Annotated in this window: 16 protein-coding genes and 3 pseudogenes; 10 read left to right on the top strand and 9 right to left on the bottom strand. The window is 69.3% G+C overall.

Annotated elements, in window-relative coordinates; all coding sequences use genetic code 11:
• Positions 1-123 precede the first annotated feature (123 nt).
• Positions 124-597, top strand: a complete 474-nt coding sequence (locus ACIHFD_RS62205; RefSeq protein WP_397374996.1) for a flavodoxin family protein — start codon at positions 124-126, stop codon at positions 595-597.
• Between the two features lie 19 nt (positions 598-616).
• On the opposite strand, the pseudogene ACIHFD_RS62200 reads toward ACIHFD_RS62205, so the two are convergent.
• Positions 617-886: pseudogene (locus ACIHFD_RS62200) on the bottom strand (IS5/IS1182 family transposase); the annotation flags it as partial.
• Between the two features lie 158 nt (positions 887-1,044).
• Positions 1,045-1,725: a TetR/AcrR family transcriptional regulator gene (locus tag ACIHFD_RS62195; RefSeq protein ID WP_397374995.1), complete on the bottom strand. Its 681-nt coding sequence runs from the start codon at positions 1,723-1,725 to the stop codon at positions 1,045-1,047.
• Between the two features lie 108 nt (positions 1,726-1,833).
• On the opposite strand from ACIHFD_RS62195, the gene ACIHFD_RS62190 reads away from it, so the two are divergent.
• A complete protein-coding gene (locus ACIHFD_RS62190; protein ID WP_397374994.1) occupies positions 1,834-2,541 on the top strand; it encodes a DUF4386 domain-containing protein in 708 nt (235 codons plus the stop codon).
• A 19-nt stretch (positions 2,542-2,560) separates the two neighbouring features.
• Here ACIHFD_RS62190 and ACIHFD_RS62185 read toward each other — a convergent pair.
• A pseudogene (locus ACIHFD_RS62185) lies at positions 2,561-3,561 on the bottom strand (IS5 family transposase).
• Between the two features lie 238 nt (positions 3,562-3,799).
• Here ACIHFD_RS62185 and ACIHFD_RS62180 point away from each other — a divergent pair.
• Both ACIHFD_RS62180 and ACIHFD_RS62175 read left to right on the top strand, forming a co-directional pair.
• The gene (locus ACIHFD_RS62180; RefSeq protein WP_397374993.1) at positions 3,800-4,213 is read left to right on the top strand and encodes a VOC family protein; all 414 of its coding nucleotides are present in this window, start codon (positions 3,800-3,802) and stop codon (positions 4,211-4,213) included.
• 24 nt (positions 4,214-4,237) lie between these two features.
• Positions 4,238-4,387 carry an MmcQ/YjbR family DNA-binding protein gene (locus tag ACIHFD_RS62175; RefSeq protein WP_397375024.1) on the top strand — a complete coding sequence of 50 codons (150 nt, stop codon included), beginning with the start codon at positions 4,238-4,240 and terminating at the stop codon, positions 4,385-4,387.
• Between the two features lie 229 nt (positions 4,388-4,616).
• Here ACIHFD_RS62175 and ACIHFD_RS62170 read toward each other — a convergent pair whose 3' ends face one another.
• Entirely contained in the window at positions 4,617-6,107 is a 1,491-nt protein-coding gene (locus tag ACIHFD_RS62170) for an aromatic amino acid ammonia-lyase (protein ID WP_397374992.1), read from the bottom strand.
• A 62-nt stretch (positions 6,108-6,169) separates the two neighbouring features.
• Between ACIHFD_RS62170 and ACIHFD_RS62165 the strand changes: the two genes are divergently transcribed.
• The 3 genes from ACIHFD_RS62165 to ACIHFD_RS62155 all read left to right on the top strand — a co-directional run bounded on the left by ACIHFD_RS62165 (position 6,170) and on the right by ACIHFD_RS62155 (position 11,006).
• Positions 6,170-7,723, top strand: coding sequence for an NAD(P)-binding domain-containing protein (locus tag ACIHFD_RS62165; RefSeq protein WP_397374991.1), 1,554 nt, complete (start codon positions 6,170-6,172; stop codon positions 7,721-7,723).
• Positions 7,707-9,191: a class I adenylate-forming enzyme family protein gene (locus ACIHFD_RS62160; protein WP_397374990.1), complete on the top strand. Its 1,485-nt coding sequence runs from the start codon at positions 7,707-7,709 to the stop codon at positions 9,189-9,191. Before ACIHFD_RS62165 ends, ACIHFD_RS62160 begins: the two co-directional genes overlap by 17 nt.
• Before the next feature lie 192 nt (positions 9,192-9,383).
• Entirely contained in the window at positions 9,384-11,006 is a 1,623-nt protein-coding gene (locus tag ACIHFD_RS62155; RefSeq protein ID WP_397374989.1) for an MFS transporter, read from the top strand.
• A 101-nt stretch (positions 11,007-11,107) separates the two neighbouring features.
• Here ACIHFD_RS62155 and ACIHFD_RS62150 read toward each other — a convergent pair whose 3' ends face one another.
• The 3 genes from ACIHFD_RS62150 to ACIHFD_RS62140 form a co-directional block, all read right to left on the bottom strand.
• Positions 11,108-11,890 carry an ABC transporter permease gene (locus ACIHFD_RS62150; protein WP_397374988.1) on the bottom strand — a complete coding sequence of 261 codons (783 nt, stop codon included), beginning with the start codon at positions 11,888-11,890 and terminating at the stop codon, positions 11,108-11,110.
• Positions 11,883-12,857 carry an ABC transporter ATP-binding protein gene (locus ACIHFD_RS62145; RefSeq protein ID WP_397374987.1) on the bottom strand — a complete coding sequence of 325 codons (975 nt, stop codon included), beginning with the start codon at positions 12,855-12,857 and terminating at the stop codon, positions 11,883-11,885. Before ACIHFD_RS62145 ends, ACIHFD_RS62150 begins: the two co-directional genes overlap by 8 nt.
• A gap of 332 nt (positions 12,858-13,189) precedes the next feature.
• On the bottom strand, positions 13,190-13,660 hold the full coding sequence (locus ACIHFD_RS62140) for a GbsR/MarR family transcriptional regulator (RefSeq protein ID WP_397374986.1): 471 nt from the start codon (positions 13,658-13,660) through the stop codon (positions 13,190-13,192).
• A 157-nt stretch (positions 13,661-13,817) separates the two neighbouring features.
• Between ACIHFD_RS62140 and ACIHFD_RS62135 the strand changes: the two genes are divergently transcribed.
• The 3 genes from ACIHFD_RS62135 to ACIHFD_RS62125 are packed head-to-tail and all read left to right on the top strand — an operon-like array spanning position 13,818 to position 16,518.
• Positions 13,818-14,213: a hypothetical protein gene (locus tag ACIHFD_RS62135; RefSeq protein ID WP_397374985.1), complete on the top strand. Its 396-nt coding sequence runs from the start codon at positions 13,818-13,820 to the stop codon at positions 14,211-14,213.
• On the top strand, positions 14,210-15,226 hold the full coding sequence (locus tag ACIHFD_RS62130) for an NAD-dependent epimerase/dehydratase family protein (protein WP_397374984.1): 1,017 nt from the start codon (positions 14,210-14,212) through the stop codon (positions 15,224-15,226). Before ACIHFD_RS62135 ends, ACIHFD_RS62130 begins: the two co-directional genes overlap by 4 nt.
• Positions 15,223-16,518 (top strand): glycosyltransferase, encoded by a 1,296-nt coding sequence (locus ACIHFD_RS62125; RefSeq protein WP_397374983.1) that lies wholly within the window; start codon positions 15,223-15,225, stop codon positions 16,516-16,518. Before ACIHFD_RS62130 ends, ACIHFD_RS62125 begins: the two co-directional genes overlap by 4 nt.
• Here ACIHFD_RS62125 and ACIHFD_RS62120 read toward each other — a convergent pair.
• On the bottom strand, positions 16,466-17,080 hold the full coding sequence (locus ACIHFD_RS62120; RefSeq protein WP_397374982.1) for a TetR/AcrR family transcriptional regulator: 615 nt from the start codon (positions 17,078-17,080) through the stop codon (positions 16,466-16,468). The genes ACIHFD_RS62125 and ACIHFD_RS62120 overlap by 53 nt on opposite strands.
• A pseudogene (locus tag ACIHFD_RS62115) lies at positions 17,077-17,421 on the bottom strand (oxygenase); the annotation flags it as partial. The gene ACIHFD_RS62120 and the pseudogene ACIHFD_RS62115, both read right to left, overlap by 4 nt.

Below are 17,421 nucleotides of genomic sequence, written 5' to 3'. Positions count from 1 at the left end.
CTGGCCGAAGAACAGGTCATGGCCCGAAGCTTGCCTACGGAGGCACCTGGGCCGCATCGAAGGGATCCGTCACGATGACGGTCAACGGAGCGCCTGGACGAGTGGCCCGCCCTCTACCAGCGGGTGCTGGTCGCCGACATCCTGGTCATCGCCGGGCCGACCTGGCTCGGCGACAACAGCTCCGTGACCAAGAAGGTGATCGGGCGACTGTACGCCTGCTCCAGCCTGCTCAACCGGGCCGGCCAGTACGCCTACTACGGACGCGTGGGCGGCTGCCTGATCACCGGCAACGAGGACGGCGTCAAGCACAGCGCCATGAACGTGCTCCACAGCCTCCAGCAGCTGGGCTACACCATCCCGCCCCAGGCCGACGCCGGCTGGATCGGCGAGGCCGGCCCCGGCCCCTCCTACCTCGACCCGGGCTCGGGCGGGCCGGAGAACGACTTCACCAACCGCAACACCACCTTCATGACCTGGAACCTGCTGCACCTGGCACGCATGCTCAAGGACGCCGGCGGCATCCCGGCCCACGGCAACCAGCGCTCGGAATGGGACGCCGGATGCCGCTTCGACTTCGACAACCCCGAGCACCGCTAGGGCATGTATTGAGTCGTGATCAATGGGTGGTTTCGGTGAGGTCTTTGATCCAGATCATTGAGGCGCGCAGGTAGAGGCCGGCGAGGTAGCTGTCCGGGGTCTTGTCGTACCGGGTGGCGATGCCTCGCCAGGCCTTCAGCTTGTTGATCAGCCGCTCGACGGTGTTCCGCTCCTTGTACAGGTCCGCGTCGTGGCTGACGGGCCGACCGCCTCTGGAGCCCTTCTTCTTCCGGTTGGCGGCCTGGTCCTTCTTCTCCGGGATGACCGCCTTGATACCGCGTTCCCGCAGGTGGGCGCACGTGCGCCCCAGGTAGGTCGATTGGGCCGCGCTGCTGAGCAGAACATCCACCGGGTCGGCGCGCATACCGGCGATCAGCCGCTGCAGGCAGACAATGCCCTTGCCGCACTCCGCACGGCGCGGCACCTCGTCGACCTACTGCTGTCGTACTACCCGCGGAGGCGTTCGAGCCCGTCCAAGAGCAGATCAAGGGTGAACTCGAACTCGACCTGGCTGTCGCACCAACCCAGCGCGGGGTCGGTGACGTCATGGAGCCCGGTTGCCACCATCGCTGTCAGATGCGGCAGGGCTTCGGTCATCGCGGCCAGGTCTGCCTCTGCGACGTCGGCCTCCATACTTCCGCCGGCCGACGCCGGGCTGAAGATCTCCTGCACGAACCCGAGAGGCATGCTGCCGAACGCGTGCAGCGCCCGATGCGCGAGGTGGTACGAGAACCCAGCGCCGACCAGCGTGCCCACGATCCCGTCGTAGTATGCGTACACACTGGCCGGGATGATCCGACGCGAGCCCAACAGCCCGGGCACCCACGGGTGACGCAGCATGACTTGACGCGCCGCGAGGAACTGCTGCCGCAGCCGCGTACGCCAGTCTCCGGTCGTGTCGAGGCGGCCGACTGCGTCATGGATCTCCATGATCACGGTCTCAACAACGCCGTCGAGCAGGGCCTCCTTGCTGGGCAGGTAGTAGTAGAGCGACATGGCCTCGACATCGAGATCGGCGGCAAGGCGACGCATCGTCAGCGCCTTGATCCCCTCCGCATCCGCCAGGACGACCGCCGCCGCCAGCACCCGCTCACGGCTGAGCGGCTCCCGAAATGCCTTCACTGCCATCGGTCTCTCCACGCTTGTCCCACCTTACCGCGTAAGATACCTTACGTGGTAAGACTGGTGGTCGATTTCGTGATCACTTCCACACCGCCACAGCCACAAGGAACCATCATGCATGCGCTGATCCGCACCGCCCGCACGACCGGGCTGCTCTACCTTGGCCTCGCCGTCACAGGTGCACTAGGTTTCCTGCTCATCCGGCCACAACTCTTCACGGTCGACGACCCCGGTGCGACGCTCGCCGCCCTTGTCGAACACGAATCGCTCGCCCGCGCCGGGGTCGCCTTAGAACTGCTCATCGTCGTCACGCAAGCCCTCGCCGCCGCATGGTTCTACCGCCTGTTCCGCAATGCGGAGCCGCTTGCCGCCGGCGGTATCGCCGCCTTCGGCCTCGTCAACGCGGTCGCAATTCTCGCTAGCGCGGCGCTGCTCGCCACGGCGGTCCAAGTCGGGCTCAACCCGGTCGGCGACGCGGCAGCCGCCGTCCAAGTCCTGTACCTGGTCAGCGGCAACATGTGGGGGGTGGGAGCACTGTTCTTCGGCCTGTGGCTCATCCCCATGGGCTCGTGCGTGCTCCGCTCGGGCTGGATGCCCCGCCCGCTCGGCTGGATTCTCGTCGGCGGTGGCATCGCCTACCTGCTCGGCGCGTTCGTCAGATATCTCGTCCCCGACGCATCGGGCATCGCCGACGCTCTCGCCTTGCCCGCGACCGTTGGCGAGTTCTGGATGGTCGGCTACCTGCTAGTCCGCGGCGTTCGCCGTCACGCACTCGACCAAGCACCGTCGAATGAGCCCACGGCGGCACCAGCGGCGAGTTAGAGCATGGATTGAGTCGTGATCAATGGGTGGTTTCGGTGAGGTCTTTGATCCAGATCATTGAGGCGCGCAGGTAGAGGCCGGCGAGGTAGCTGTCCGGGGTCTTGTCGTACCGGGTGGCGATGCCTCGCCAGGCCTTCAGCTTGTTGATCAGCCGCTCGACGGTGTTCCGCTCCTTGTACAGGTCCGCGTCGTGGCTGACGGGCCGACCGCCTCTGGAGCCCTTCTTCTTCCGGTTGGCGGCCTGGTCCTTCTTCTCCGGGATGACCGCCTTGATACCGCGTTCCCGCAGGTGGGCACGGTTACCGCGAGACGAGTAGGCCTTGTCGGCGGCGACCGCGTCCGGCCGGGTGCGAGGGCGGCCGACAGGCCCGCGGACCCGTACCCGCCCCAACACGGGGACGAACTGCGAGCTGTCCGCGGCCTGGCCCGCGGTCAGGACGAACGCCAGCGGGCGGCACTTCCGGTCGGCGGCCAGGTGGACCTTGCTGGTCTGCCCTCCCCTGGAGCGTCCAATGAGGGCGGCCTTCAGCCGGAGATTCCGCCGGCGCCGGATGCGCCGCCGCTGTTCCCGCTCGGGATCGTCTTCGGTGTCCTGGCCGGTCGGTTCGCCGAGGCCGCCCCTTTTGACCTGGTCTTCTCCTGCTCGGCGGCCTTCTCCAGAGCGGCGACGACATCCTGGTCCAGGCACATTCCGGCGGCGTCGTGGTGGGCCCGGGCGATGGTGGAGTCGATACTGACCAGGGACAGGTCCACCTCACCCCGCAGCGCGGCTTCCGCGATCAAGCCCTCCAGCAGGGCCTCGAAGACGCCGGCGTCACGCCACTGCCGGAAACGGTTGTGGACAGTGGACCAGGCCCCGAACTCCTGCGGCATCTCCCGCCACTGCCCACCCGTCTTGAACCGCCAGATCACGCCCTCGAACTGCTGCCGCAGCCGCTCGGGGTAGGGGCCGTACTCGCCGATTGGCAGGTACGGCCCGATGAACTCCCACTCCGCATCCGTCAGTTGCACTCGCGTCACGCAGCAAGATCTACCGGTCCAAGCCCCGACGCGAAGGCGAATCCCACAGATTGATCACGACTCAATACGCGCCCTAGAAGAGCCGGCGCGCATGTCGGTGGAGACCCTCAACAGCGGCCGAAACACCACAGACGACCGACGTCCTCCGTGCCTGACCTGCGAGGCGTTAGCGTGGTCCTCACCTGCTTCACCTCGACTGACCGGGCTACGTCCATAACACGCAGCTCCAGGAGGAATCATGTCCTCACGGCTCAACCCGTACCTCACGTTCAACGGCAACGCCCGCCAGGCGATGGAGTTCTACGCGAACGTGTTCGGCGGCAACCTCGCTCTCAACACCTTCGCCGAGTTCGGCGCCACGGACTCACCGGACGCCGACCGGACCATGCATGCGATGCTGGAGACCGACGCCGGTTACACGATCATGGCCAGCGACATCACCAGCGACATGCCATACCAGCCCATGGCGGGCTCTTCATTGAGTCTCAGCGGCGACGACGCCGACCTCCTGCGCGGCTACTGGGAGAAGCTGTCCGCGGGCGGGACGGTCACGATGCCCATGCAGAAGCAGGCCTGGGGCGACGAGTTCGGCATGTGCGTCGACAAGTTCGGCGTGTCGTGGATGGTCAACATCAGCCGGCCGCAGGCTTAGCAGCAGAGCTCTTGGGGCCTCCGCCTGGGCGTCAGCCTCAAATGTGATCCCGAGCCGGCCGCCGATGCGCGTGCTCGCTATACCGCGATCGCGCCGGGCCACCATCTCAACAAACGGCACTGGAACACCGCGGCCTCGATGGCTCGCTACCCGATGAGGAACTGTTGGGGCTGATCTCGTATCAGGTCAGCGTGCCGGCGCAGTATCGTGCCCAGCGTCACGACCGACCACAGGCGACCAGTTGGAGACGGCAGGTCAACCCCATTACCGGGTCTATGGCACCTGCAGGTTGTGGCACACCCCTGACCAGATCGCCGTCAGCGAGTGTTCACCGCCCGGCGAAAACTCAGGCGAATAGACCCGTCTATCCGGAAACTGGGTGAGATCCCAGCGGTTGTTTCATTCAGGGGAGTATCGCGGTGAGCAGTTCGGCGGCCTTGCGGACATCGGCGTCCAGCGGGCGGTCGGGATCGACCGCAGGGATCGCCTCGACCAGGGCGTCGAGGAGCGCCGCGCAGCCCGGAGCCGTGGGGCGGCGGGCGCCGACGTGCGCCGCCTGCCGCAGCCCCACCGCCAGCGACCCGCAGAGCAGCCGCAGCAGGTCGGCCATGTCGTAGGCGCGAAGGGCGGCCTGGGTGCCGAACGGCACCACGTCCTGGTTGTGCAGGTTGGTCGGCAGGCTCTGCATGCCGGCCGGCACGGCGGCGCGGCGGATCTCGGCGACGAACGCGGTCGTGGCGAGCTGCACCCCCTGCATCCCGTGCTGGCGGCCGGGTCCGGCGGCGAGCATCGGGGGCAGGCCGCCATTGCGGGCCGGGTCGACGAGGAGGTCGAGCTGCCGCTCGGCGAGGTTGCCGAGCTGAGCGGTGACCATCGCCAGGACATCGGCGGCGAACGCGGCCGGCTGCCCGAAGAAGTTGCCGCCATGCACCACCAGGTCGTCGTCGGGGAAGAACAGCGGGTTGTCGCTGACGCTGGACAGGTCGGCCGCGACGACACCGTCCACGTACCGCAGGGCATCCTCGGCGGCGCCCAGCAACTGCGGGGAGCAGCGGATGCTGTACGGCTCCTGCAGCGCACGTGTGCCGGCCGGGACGATCCCGGCAAGGGTCTTGCGCATGCCGTCGGCGACGTCGACCGCGCCGGGATGGCCATAGGCGTCGAGTAAGCGCGGGTTGAGGAAGCCCGGGTCACAGCTGAGCAGATCGACCAGCAGACAGGTGAGCGCCTGCACCGCGCGGTGCGAGGACCGGACGCTGTCCAGGGCCAGGGCGGTCGCGGCGGTGGTGAGAGAGGTGCCGTTGACGAGCGCGAGGGCGTCCCGGCCGTCGAGCGTCAACGGGGTCAGCCCGGCATGGTGGAGCGCCTCGGCCGCGGGCATCCGCGAGCCGTCGAGATACGCCTGTCCCCGGCCACGCAGTGCCTGAGTGGCATAGGCGAGCGGGATCAGATCCCCGCTCGCGCCGACCGAACCGTACCGGGGGATCGCCGGGACGAACGTCGTCGCGAACATCGCGGCGAGCCCGTCGACCACGTGCGCCGAAACCCCGGACACCCCCTGCGCGAGCGACCACACGCGCACGAGAAGCGCGGCCCGGCTCACCTCATGGGCCAGATCCGGCCCCTGCCCGGCACCGAGGTGGGCCAGGGTGTTGTCACACTGGTCCGCCTCCTCCTCCCGACCGGCGAACCCGACCAGGGCACCGAAGCCGGTGGTCGCGCCGTAGACCGGACGTTCCTCCTCCCGCAGCACGTCACGGAGGAAGTCACGGCCGCGCTCGACCCGGTCGCGGACGGCAGCGTCGACCACGACGGACACCGGTGTCGCGGCGCGGTGCAGGTCGGCTGAGCGCAACGGAGCGCTGAGGTTGATGGTGCCTTCGACGGCGGGCATGCCTGGACCATAGACAGCTGATTCTCAGAATCCTCTGAGAATTCGTCCGTAGCTTCCGGATCATGGCGCATGACTACCTGATCATCGGTGCCGGACCGGCCGGGCTGCAGCTCGCCGCACTGCTCGAACATGGCGGTCACGACTATGTCGTCCTGGAACGCGGAGCCGGACCGGGCACCTTCTTCACCCGGTTCCCGCGGCACCGCCGGCTGATCTCCATCAACAAGGTGCACACCGGGTACGCGGACCCGGAGCTGCGGCTGCGGATGGACTGGAACTCGTTGCTGAGCGACGATCCGGAGCTGCTGTTCACCCGCTACAGCGAGAAGTACTTCCCGCAGGCCGACGATCTCGTGCGCTACCTGTCCGACTACGCGGCGGCGACCGGCGTCCGGGTGCACTACGACACCGATGTCGTCCGGATCGGCCGGGACGACAACGGGTTCACCGCCACCGATCGCAGTGGACGCTCATGGCAGGGCCGGCGACTGGTCATGGCCACCGGCGTCTCCCAGCTGTACGTCCCGCCGATCCCCGGCATCGAGACCGGCGAACGCTACGACACGTTCGAGACCGACCCGGCGTCCTTCGCCGACCAGCGGGTCCTGGTGATCGGCAAGGGCAACTCGGGATTCGAGACCGCCGACGCGCTCATGGAGCAGGCCGCGGTCATCCACATCGCCGGGCCGCACTCCGTCAGGATGGCCTGGCAGTCGCATTACGTCGGGCACCTGCGCGCGGTGAACAACAACTTCCTCGACAGCTACCAGCTGAAGTCCCAGAACACAGTCCTCGACGGCACGGTGGAGAGCATCGAACGCCGCGATGACGGCCGCTACCGGGTGATGTTCCGCTACGCCCGCACCGTGGAGGCCCTGCGCGAGCTGTTCTACGACCGAGTGATCGTGTGCACCGGGTTCCGGTTCGACGCCTCGGCGTTCGACGACGGCTGCCGCCGCGCGCTGGTCATCGACGACCGGTTCCCGGAGCAGACGCCGGCGTACGAGTCGGTCAACGTGCCCGATCTGTATTTCGCCGGCACGCTCACCCAGCAACGCGACTTCAAGAAGGCCACTAGCGGGTTCATCCACGGCTTCCGCTACGGGGTGCGCGCACTGCACCGGATCCTGACCACCCGCTACCACGGCGGGACCTGGCCGGCCGAGCAGGTCGAGCCCACCCCGGACGCGATCAGCGACGCGATCATCGCCAGGGTCAACCGCTCCTCCGCGCTCTGGCAGCAGTTCGGCGTACTCGGCGACCTGGTCACCGTGGACGGCGCCACCGCGCTCTACCAGGAAGAGGTACCGGTCGCCTACGTCGCCGGCGGCGGGCTCGGCCTCGCCTCGCACATGTTCGTCGTCACCCTGGAGTACGGAAAGGATCACGACGCCGTCGACCCGTTCGACATCTCGGTCCCGAGGGTCGTCGAGAACGACGCCGTCAACGCCCACGACGCGAGCTACCTGCACCCGGTGGTGCGGCACTACCGGGACGGGGCGCCGGCCGGCGTCCACCACCTCGCGGAGAACCTGGAGAACCAGTGGAACCTGCCGGCGGTGCACCAGCAGCCGCTGGCCGTGTTCGTCAAGGAGTGCCTTGCCGACGCCGGCTGAGCCGTACCCGCGGTCCGTTCTGAACCTCCTCGTCGCGGCCGGGAGCCGGCCCGTCTTCGAGCACGGTGACCGTATCGTCACCGGCGCGCAGCTGCTCGGCCTCGTCCGGCGGATCGCGGCCGGGCTGCGCGCCACGGCCATCGGGCCCGGGGACGGCCTCGCCATGATGCTCGGCGTCACCCCGGAAGCGTTCGCCGCGACGATCGCCGGCTACGTCGTGGGAGCCCGGGTCGTCGGCGTGCGGCCAGGGCTGTCCGACGGACAGTTGCGCCACGTGCTCGGCCAGGACGTCACCGCGGTCGTGACCGACGCGGCCACCAGGCCGGAGCACGCGCGGCGCACGCTGACCGTCTCCGAGCTGCTGGCCGCGCCCGACGAGGACGGTCCGCTGCGCCTGTCGGGTCGGCCGGAGGACGTCGCCCGGCTCGTCTACACCAGCGGCAGCACCGGCACGCCGAAGGCGTGCGCGCAGACGTACGCCGCCATGAACGCGGCGTGGACGGCCCGGCCGCGGGCGTGGCCGCCGGCGATCCGCGAACTGGCCTCCCGGCTGCAGCGCTACCTCGTGTTCGGGTCGCTGAGCAGCCAGGTGATGATGGAGTACGGCGTGCTCACGCTCGCCGCGGGCGGGACCATGGTCGTCGCCGACCCGCCCGCGTTCCCCGACGCGATCACCAAGTATCGGGCGTCCGCCAGCGTCATCACCGTGCCTCGCCTGTACAAACTCGTCGCCGCCCAGCGCACCGCCCCGGCCGACCTGAGCAGCCTCCGGGCGCTCATGGTGTCCGGGTCGCCGCTGGATGCCTCCCGGCTCCGAGAGGCACTCGACGTGCTCGGCCCGGTCGTGTTCCAGGGCTACGGGCAGACCGAGACCGGCACGATCTCCATGGCCACGCCGCAGGACGTCCCCTCGTCGGTCGGGTTCCCACCCGACGTCATCGACGTCGTGATCCGGGACGCGGACGGCCGGCCCGTCCCGCCCGGTGTCGACGGCGAGCTGTACGTCCGCACACCCGCGCAGGCCATCGGCTACTGGGCCGAACCGACAGAGACCGCGGAGGTATTCATCGACGGGTGGGTGCGCACCCGCGACCTGGGCCACTTCGACGAGGACGGGCGGCTGTACCTGGCTGGGCGGACCCGGGACGTCATCATCGTCAACGCCAACCTCTACTACGCCGGCCCGATCGAGCGAGCCCTGGCCACCTCTCCCGACATCGCGGAGGCGTACGTGATCGGCGCCCCCGACGAGGACACCGGCGAGGCGGCGCACGCCTTCGTGGTGCCCGTGGCGGGCCGGGTCCCCGACCTCGGCTCGCTGCGGACGCTGGTCCGCAAGCGGCTCGGCGACGCATGCGTGCCGGCGACCGTCACCGTCATCGACGAGGTGCCGCTGTCACCGAACGGCAAACCGGACAAGCGCCTTCTGATGACCGCGATACCCCGAGCCAAGGGCAGCTCTCCTTGATGACGCGCAAGGTCTACGAACTGGGCGCCCGGGGATCGGCCGAACGTCCCGGAGCGTCAGCGGCGGCTTTCATGAGCCTGCGCAGTGCCCTGCTTGGGCGAGCCTTCCCGACGTGCGCGCATGAACTCCCCGAGGTGCCGAGCCACCATCGGTTCTCGATTCCCTGCCGGAAACCGCCAGAAGGGCATTGACGTGAGATCTGCCTCGTACGAACATCCGCTGGCGTTCTGGTCCGGCGTGACGACCACCACGGTCGGCGTACTGTTACAGCTGCCGAGCTACTTCATGGCCCATGACATGCGCTATCACCTCGCCGGCATGCCCGTGACGACCGAGATGGCCGTCGGCATGGTCCTGCTGTTCATCGGCGTCGGCATCACCACCTACAGCCTGTTCCCGAAGTCCCGAGGCAAGCGGTCCGAGCTGAGCAAGGTGAGCATCACCCCTCTCGACGACGCGCCGATCAGGCCCGCCCACATCGGGCTGCTCCTGGTCATGGCGGCCGCCATCACGATCGACGTGATGAAACCGACCGCCTTCGCGTTCCTCGCTCCCGGCGCCGCGGCGGAGTACGGGCTGCGCGGACCGCTGAACCCGACGGCCGACGCGCTGCCGATCGGCCTCTACCCGCTGGCCGGCATCACCGGCACCATGATCGGCTCGTTCATCTGGGGCTGGCTGGGCGATCGCATCGGCCGACGGGCGTCCATCCTGCTGGCGGCGATCATCTTCATCGCCACCTCGACGTGCGGCACCATGCCCGAATTCTGGATGAACCTGGTCACCTGCCTCATCATGGGGCTCGGCGTCGGCGGCATGCTGCCACTCACCTTCGTGCTGCTCTCGGAGACGGTGCCGAGGAGACATCGCGGCTGGATGATCGTGCTCATCGGCAGCGACATCGCCGGCGCCTACATCATCGTGAGCTGGCTGGCCTCCACCTGGGCCGCACCGGACCAGTTCGGCTGGCGCCTGCTGTGGCTGATCGGCCTTCCCACCGGTCTCATCCTCCTGCTGCTGAACCGCTGGATCCCGGAGTCGCCACGCTTCCTGATCAGGCAGGGCCGCGACGAGGAGGCCCAGGCCGTCATGCGCAAATACGGCGCCGCCATCGTCGAGACGCCGTCCGAGCTCGCCGTCGAGCAGGACCTGGGCGGCGGCTCCCGACTGGCCTTCAGCAAGCCGTTCCTCGGCCTGACCGTCGTCGTCATCCTGCTGGCCCTGAGCATCGGCACCACCCAGTACGGCTTCCAGCAGTGGATGCCGTCCAACCTCCAGCGACTCGGCTTCTCCGAGGTGAACGCGAGCGAGATCCTCCGCAACGCCGCGATCATCGGGTTCCCGCTCAGCCTGCCGATCGCGCTGCTGTACGGGTTCTGGAGCAGCAAGAAGACCATTATCCTCGTGATCGCGGTGATGGGTGGCTCGCTGGCCGCCTTCGCCTTGCTGGGCGATCAGGTGGCCGCCAACCGCACTCTGCTGTACGTCCTGCTCGTCGTGCCGGTATGGGGAATCAGCATCCTGAACGCCGTGCTCGCCGCGTACACGGCGGAGATCTACCCGACCGTGATCCGCGCCCGCACCAGCGGTCTGTCGGCGGGAGCGACCAAGGCCGGCGGGGTGCTGATCCTGGCCCTGGTGGTCACCGCCGTCGCGATCCCGTCCGTTCGAGTGACCGCCGCCGTCGGCGTCATCCCGATGGCCCTGGCCCTGATCGCCCTCATCGCCTTCGGCCCGGAGACCCGGCACAAGCAACTGGAACGGATCACGGCCGAGGAGCTCATGTCGTTCCCCGGCCGATCCGGCAAATCGTAGACGGCTCCTTAGTCGGCAAACGTCATATCGGATCGGTTTCAAGGCACAGGTCCGGAGCATGGTCGGCGATCCGTGGCAACGACATGAAGGATCGTGACAGCTCATGAGCGGGTGTGGTCGGCGCGGTTCCACCAGGCGGCGGTTGAGACCGCGCCCGTCGCTGCGGTCGCCGCCACCAGCAGCAGGCCGAGCGGGCCTGGCGGGTCCTGGTCCGGTCCGGTGATCCCGGCGTACAGGGCGGGCACCGACCAGGGGAAGACGGCGCCGTAACCGAGCGCGGCGATGACCTGGGCGGCGAACACGAGGGCGAACAGGACGCCGACAGCGCTCAGGTAGCCGCGACCGATGCTGGCGGCCAGGGCCAGGGGTGTGGTGGTCAGCATGGTCAGCGCGGCTGTTGCCACGATGCGTGCGGCGCTGTCGATCGCGGTCGGCGCCGACCAGCCGGGCAGGGCGAGCAGGGTGCCGATCGACAGGCCGAGCCCGGCGAGCAGGAGGGCCAGCAGCAGTGTCCAGATCGCGGCGATGGTGAACTTGGCGGCCACGAGGGCGGTGCGGGAGGTGGGTAAGGCGAGCAGGTCGGTGGCGGTGTGGTCGCTGAACTCGCGGCCGAACAGCCAGATGGCGATCAGCCCGTAGATGCCCAGGCCGCCCACCGCGGCGGCCTGGGCGAGCAGGGTGAGATAGCCGTGCCAGTCGGCGCTGGCACCGGACAATTGAGCCTTACCGCCCAGCAGGCCGAACGCCCGGGCGCGGGCGGGGTCGGCCAGGATGAACATGAACATCCCGCACACCAGCGCGGCGATGGTGATGGCCAGCGCGGTGATCCAGGGCAGGCGGCTACGTCGTACCTTCAGGAGTTCCGCCCACAGCGCCTCACGCATCCTCGGCCCCCGTTCCATTCCCTGTCTCGGTCGGCGGGCTCGATCCGACGGTGCGCAGGAAGAAGGCTTCGAGGTCCTCTTCGTGCAGGTGAAGTTCGGTGGGCGGCACTCCGCCGTGGACGAGGAGGGTGGCGACCTGCTCCGGCTGGGTCAGGGCGCGCTGGTCGGTGAGCATCAGGCCGGTCGGCGTGGCGGGTTCGGGATGGTAGCCGTGTGCGCGCAGCACGGCCTGGGCGGTGGCGTCGTCGCGGGTGGCCAGGTGCAGGTGGCGGCGGCGGTGGTGGTCCAGTTGGCCGGCGTCGTGCTCGCCGATGAGGCGGCCGTGGTGCAGGATGCCGATGCGGGTGGCCAGGCGGGCGACCTCGGCCAGCAGGTGGCTGGACAGGAACACCGTGGTGCCGTGCCGGTGGGCGAGGTCGGCGAGCAGGGTGCGGATCTCGGCGACTCCGGCGGGGTCGAGGCCGTTGACGGGTTCGTCGAGGATGAGCAGGCCGGGGGCGTGGATGAGGGCTTTGGCCAGGGCCAGGCGTTGCAGGTTGCCGAGCGACAGGGTGCGGGCGCGGTGCTCGGCGTACGGGGCCAGCGCCAGCCGTTCGATGATCTCTTCGGCGGTGCCGGGCAGGCGGCGCAGCCGTCGGATGACCTCCAGGTTCTCGCGCACCGTCAGCTCGGGATAGGCGCTGGCGGCCTCCACCAGGTAGCCGGTCCGCGCCCAGGCAGAGCGGTCGCCGGCCGAGACGGCGGCGCCCAGGACGCGCACGCTGCCGCCGGTGGGTGCGATCATGCCGAGCAGCATGCGGATCAGCGTCGTCTTGCCGGCGCCGTTGAGGCCGAGCAGAGCGTAGATCTGTCCCTGCCGCACGTGCAGGGTGACGTCGTCGACGGCCGGCACATCGCGATAGCGCTTGCTGAGATGGGTGACCTCGATGACCGGTGTCCGCGTGTCGTGGAGGTGCTGGGCTGTCATGGCGGGTGCCGCGTGGCCGAGGTGAGAGGGATCTGACGATCTGTCCCGGCCCGTCATCGCGATCGTCTCGAACGCGAGAGGACCCGGCGCGATGACGGGACAGTCGGCGAGCAGGGTTCGGGACCCATGCGCACATCCTTGTTCGATGGGATGGACGTGCCGACCAGACTTCCCGGCTCACCTGGGGGCCAGCCTACCTCCATCGGCGTGGCCGTGCCGGGCCCTGTCGCTGCCGGATCGCGGCTGTGCTCGTTGCCCTGATCCTGCGTCTCAGGGCAACGTCTGCCGTCCTCGCGAGACCCGGGCAGTGACGTCGGCGGCTTGCCGTGCCCTCAGCAGTCGCCTCGGTGCTGTTCCTGCTTCCAGCGCTGCAGCAAGGCGGGAATTTCGCCGAGCAGGAAGTGGTAGAAGTCGTGCATCTGGACCAGTCGGTGATGGGCCGGATCGTCGGGAGCTGTAGCGTCCATCCCGTTCCTGGCTGACTGGAGCATGGTCTCGATGATCGTGTTCTGGCCGGTGAACAGGGTCGCCCAGGCATCCTCGCGCAACCGGTAGTGCTCACGGCGGCTGCCGGGGGCGGGCAGGCGCTCGATCAGGCCAACCGACAGCAGCGCTTTGACCGCGCCCGACACCGAGCCCGCGCTGGCGTTGAGCCGGTCGGCGATGTCGCCCATGGTGACCGTCTCGGCGTCGGTGAACAGGAACATCGCCAGGGTGCGTGCGGACATGCGTTGCAGGCCGCCCGCTGTAAGTGCCAGCGCCAGGCGTTCCGCCGCTTGCCACCGCTCGTTCTGGTCGTTCACACGACACCTCCCGCATATCAGGATAACGGTGTTGCTAAGGCTTCAGAAATTTCCGAACTTTCGCTATATTGCGACTATCAACCTCCGTCAGGAGCGCGATGGAGTGCCGGGAAGCCTGGTCGGCGAACACCACTGCCGACCCCGGAAGGCGATCCCGATGACTCCTCTCAGCCGCTTGTTCGACGTCCGTCCCGAACACCGGCATCCGGTACGGGTACAGCGCGATCTGGAGATCCCCGCAGCCGACGGTGTACGCCTGCGCCGACTGCCGGCCATGGCCACCGCCGCCCGCGAGCTGAGGCGGGCCACGCTGACGCTCCCCCTGAACGAGGCCGACCTGGCGCCGACCGGACACGGCGTCCCCTGGTTCCGCGAATGGATCGAGCACGGCCCGGACGACCCTATTGCTGCCCATCCCCGCTTCGGTCGCAACCCCGGCACCGGCGAGCCGCCGGCGGAGGCGCGCGAGCTCCGCTCGTCCAGCCACGAGATCTTCCACGACCCCGAACACCCCTCGGCGATCTGGCTTCCCGTCTTCTCAGGAGCGTCATGAAACTGCTGGTTCTCGGCGGAACTCACCATGTCGGCCGTGCGGTCGTGGAAACCGCGCTCGAACGCGGCGACGAGGTGACCACGCTGAATCGCGGCCTGAGCCGCGTGCCCGCGCCCGGCGTCCGTGGCCTGGTCGCCGACCGAAGGGATGCCGAAGCGGTCCGGGCCGCACTTGGCCGCCAGGAGTGGGACGCCATCATCGACACCTGGGCTTGGGCACCATGCGTGGTCAGGGACACCGCCCGCCTGCTGGCCGACCGAGCCGGGCATTACGGGTACGTCTCCAGCCGCGGCGTCTACCGCTGGCCCTGGCCACCCGCCGCCGACGAGAGCGCCCCGCTCGTGGACGGTGACCCGGCGAGCGAGGAGGCCGCCGACTACGCGGCCGCCAAGCGAGGCGGGGAACTGGCCGTGGTCGAGGCGTTCGGTGAACGTGCTCTGCTGGCCAGGGCCGGCATGATCCTCGGCCCGTACGAAGACGTCGGCCGCATCCCGTGGTGGCTACGCCGCCTGGAAAGGGGCGGCCCGGTGGTGGCGCCGGGACCTACCGGCACGCCGCTGCAGTACATCGATGCCATGGACCTGGCCGCCTGGATGCTGGCGTCGGCCGAGAACGGCGTCGGTGGCACGTTCAACGTGGCCGGACCGCCCGCCGCGATCACGATCGGCGAGCTGCTGCAGACAGCGCTGGAAGTGACCGGGTTCGACGCCCGCCTCCTGTGGGCGCCGCCGGAACTGCTCCAGGAAGTGGGCTTCCCGCTGGGGATGGAGTTCGGCCTCCGCTACCCGCACGACCCGGCGCCCACTGGCATCCACGACGCCGACGTCGCCGCCGCCATCGCCGTCGGCCTGACCTGCCGACCGCTGCGGGAAACGCTCGCCGCCACGTGGGCATGGCTGCAGGCCGAAGGTGACCCCCAGCCGCGCCCCGACGCCCCGGCCCCGGACGCCTGGTTCGACCCGGCCGCAGAGCAGCGGGTGCTCACCCGCCTCCAGAATGAGGAAAACCGGTGAAGGCGCTCATCCTCACCCACGGCACCCGTGGCGACGTACAACCGTATGTGGCACTGGCCCACGCTCTGCGCGCCGCTGGGCACGAGGCGGTGCTGGGTGCCCCGGCCGCCTCGGCCTCCCTGGCCGAGCCGTACGGGCTGCGGTTCATCCCACTGCACGACGGCCCGAACACACTCATCGACGACCCGCAGATTCGCGAAGCGATCGAGACCAACTACCGCGGCCTGCGCGGCAAGAAGACAGCGCTCACCGTGATCAAGCGCACCAAGCCGCTGATGGCCAAGGTATTCGCCGACATGGCCGCCGCGGCCAAGGACGGGGCGGATGTGATCGTGCATCCACCGGGCATCCCAGCCCACCACATCGCCGAGCGCCTGGGCGTGCCCGCCGTACCGGCCGCGCTCCAGCCGGTATGGGTGCCGACCGGCACGTTCCCCAACCCGATGATGGCCGGGCTCAAGGTGCCGAAGGCGCTGAACCGGGCGTCGTACCTGCCGACCAGACTCCTGCTGCGGCGCGCCTCCGCCGCCGTCGCCGACCAGTTGCGGCGCGACACACTGCACCTGCCCAGGCGGAAGGGCCGGCACGACGTCCTGCTCGCCCCGGACGGGGGCCCGGTCACCGTGCTGCAGGGCTTCAGCAAGCTGGTGCTGCCCCCACGGCTGGACTACCCGTCGTGGGTGCACACCACGGGGTTCTGGTACCTGCCGACACCGGCCGATTGGACACCGACAAGCGAGCTGAAGGCCTTCCTGGAGAGCGGGCCGCCGCCGGTCTACGTCGGGTTCGGCAGCATGGCGGGCGCCGACCCGCGGCGTGTCGGCCGGGTCGTGCGCGAGGCGATCAGGCTGGCCGGCGTGCGAGCGGTGCTGGTCTCCGGCTGGGGCGGCATTCAACTAGACGACCTGCCCGAAAACGTGCTGCTTCTCGACCAGGCGCCGCACGGCTGGCTGTTCCCTCAGATGGCGGCGATCGTCCACCACGGCGGCAGCGGTACTACCGGTGCGGCCCTGACCGCCGGACGTCCTCAAGTGGTGTGCCCGTTCGTCGCCGACCAGCCGTTCTGGGCCGCCCGCATGCACGCCGCCGGTGTCGCGCCCCCGCCTCAGCCGCAGCGCCACCTGACCTCGCAAGGGCTGGCCGCCGCGATCAGGGTGGCGGTCACCGACCAGGCGCTGGCCGAGCGCGCCGAGTCGCTGGGCCGGCGCATCGCGGCCGAGGACGGTGTCACCGCCGCGGTCACGATCCTTGAGCGGGTGGGTAGAGGCCGATCTGCCGGTAGACGGACGTGAGGTAGCGCAGCATGCCGTCGGCGTCGGGTGGGTCGGGCTGGAGCACGCGGTAGGTCACCGCGCCGGCCATCATGTCGATGAGCACGTCCAGATCGGCGTCGCCGGACACCGTACCGTCCTGCTGGGCGCGCTCCAGCAGGAGCGCGGCCAGCTTGCGGCGGGGCAGGATGTAGTGCGTCCAGTACGTGGCCATCAGCGAGGGGTGGCTGACGGCAGAGCCCATGATCCTGGCCACCAGGGCGCGGAAGCCGGGGCTGGCGGCCATCTGCGCGGCCGCGGGGAGGGCGCGTTCGATGATCTCGCGCGAGGTGAGGGCGTGAAGATCGTCGAGCGAGGGAGTGACCTCGGAGCTGACCGACTGCTCGATGGCCTGGGCGATGAGGTCTTCTTTGGTGCTCCAGCGCCGGTAGATGGTCAGCTTGCCGACCCCGGCCCGTTTGGCGATCTGCTCGATGCTGGCCGCTTCCACGCCGCGCTCGATGAACAGCTCCAGCCCTGCGCGCAGGATGGCGGCGTCGGTCTCGGGGTCGCGGGGGCGACCGCGCCCTCGGGTGGCGGTCATCGCAGGGCTCCCTCCAGCCAGCGGGCGAACTCGGCGGGGCCGCCTTTGCAGGCCAGATGGGCGTCCGGGCGCACAAGCATAGCGGGCCCGTCGGCGTGACCGACCGCGCGGAGGCTGACCACCTGGTCACCGAGCCGCTGCCGGGCTGCCTCGAAGGTGGCCTGATCGCCGAGCACGGCCCACTTCCCGCGCAGCTCGGCGTTCAATCGGGTGCGGTTGCCGTCGGGGCGTTCGCAGGCCAGGTCACCGATGCGGTCGCCGGGGCGGGGCTTGCGCCCGCGCCCACCGAGCGGGCCGCGCCGGTAGCTCACCCAGAGCTGGGAGGTCGTGTACGTGGTCCA

Source organism: Nonomuraea sp. NPDC051941 (assembly GCF_044593615.1).
Note: the sequence above shows the minus strand (reverse complement) of the source record. Positions and strands in the feature narration are given on the sequence as shown.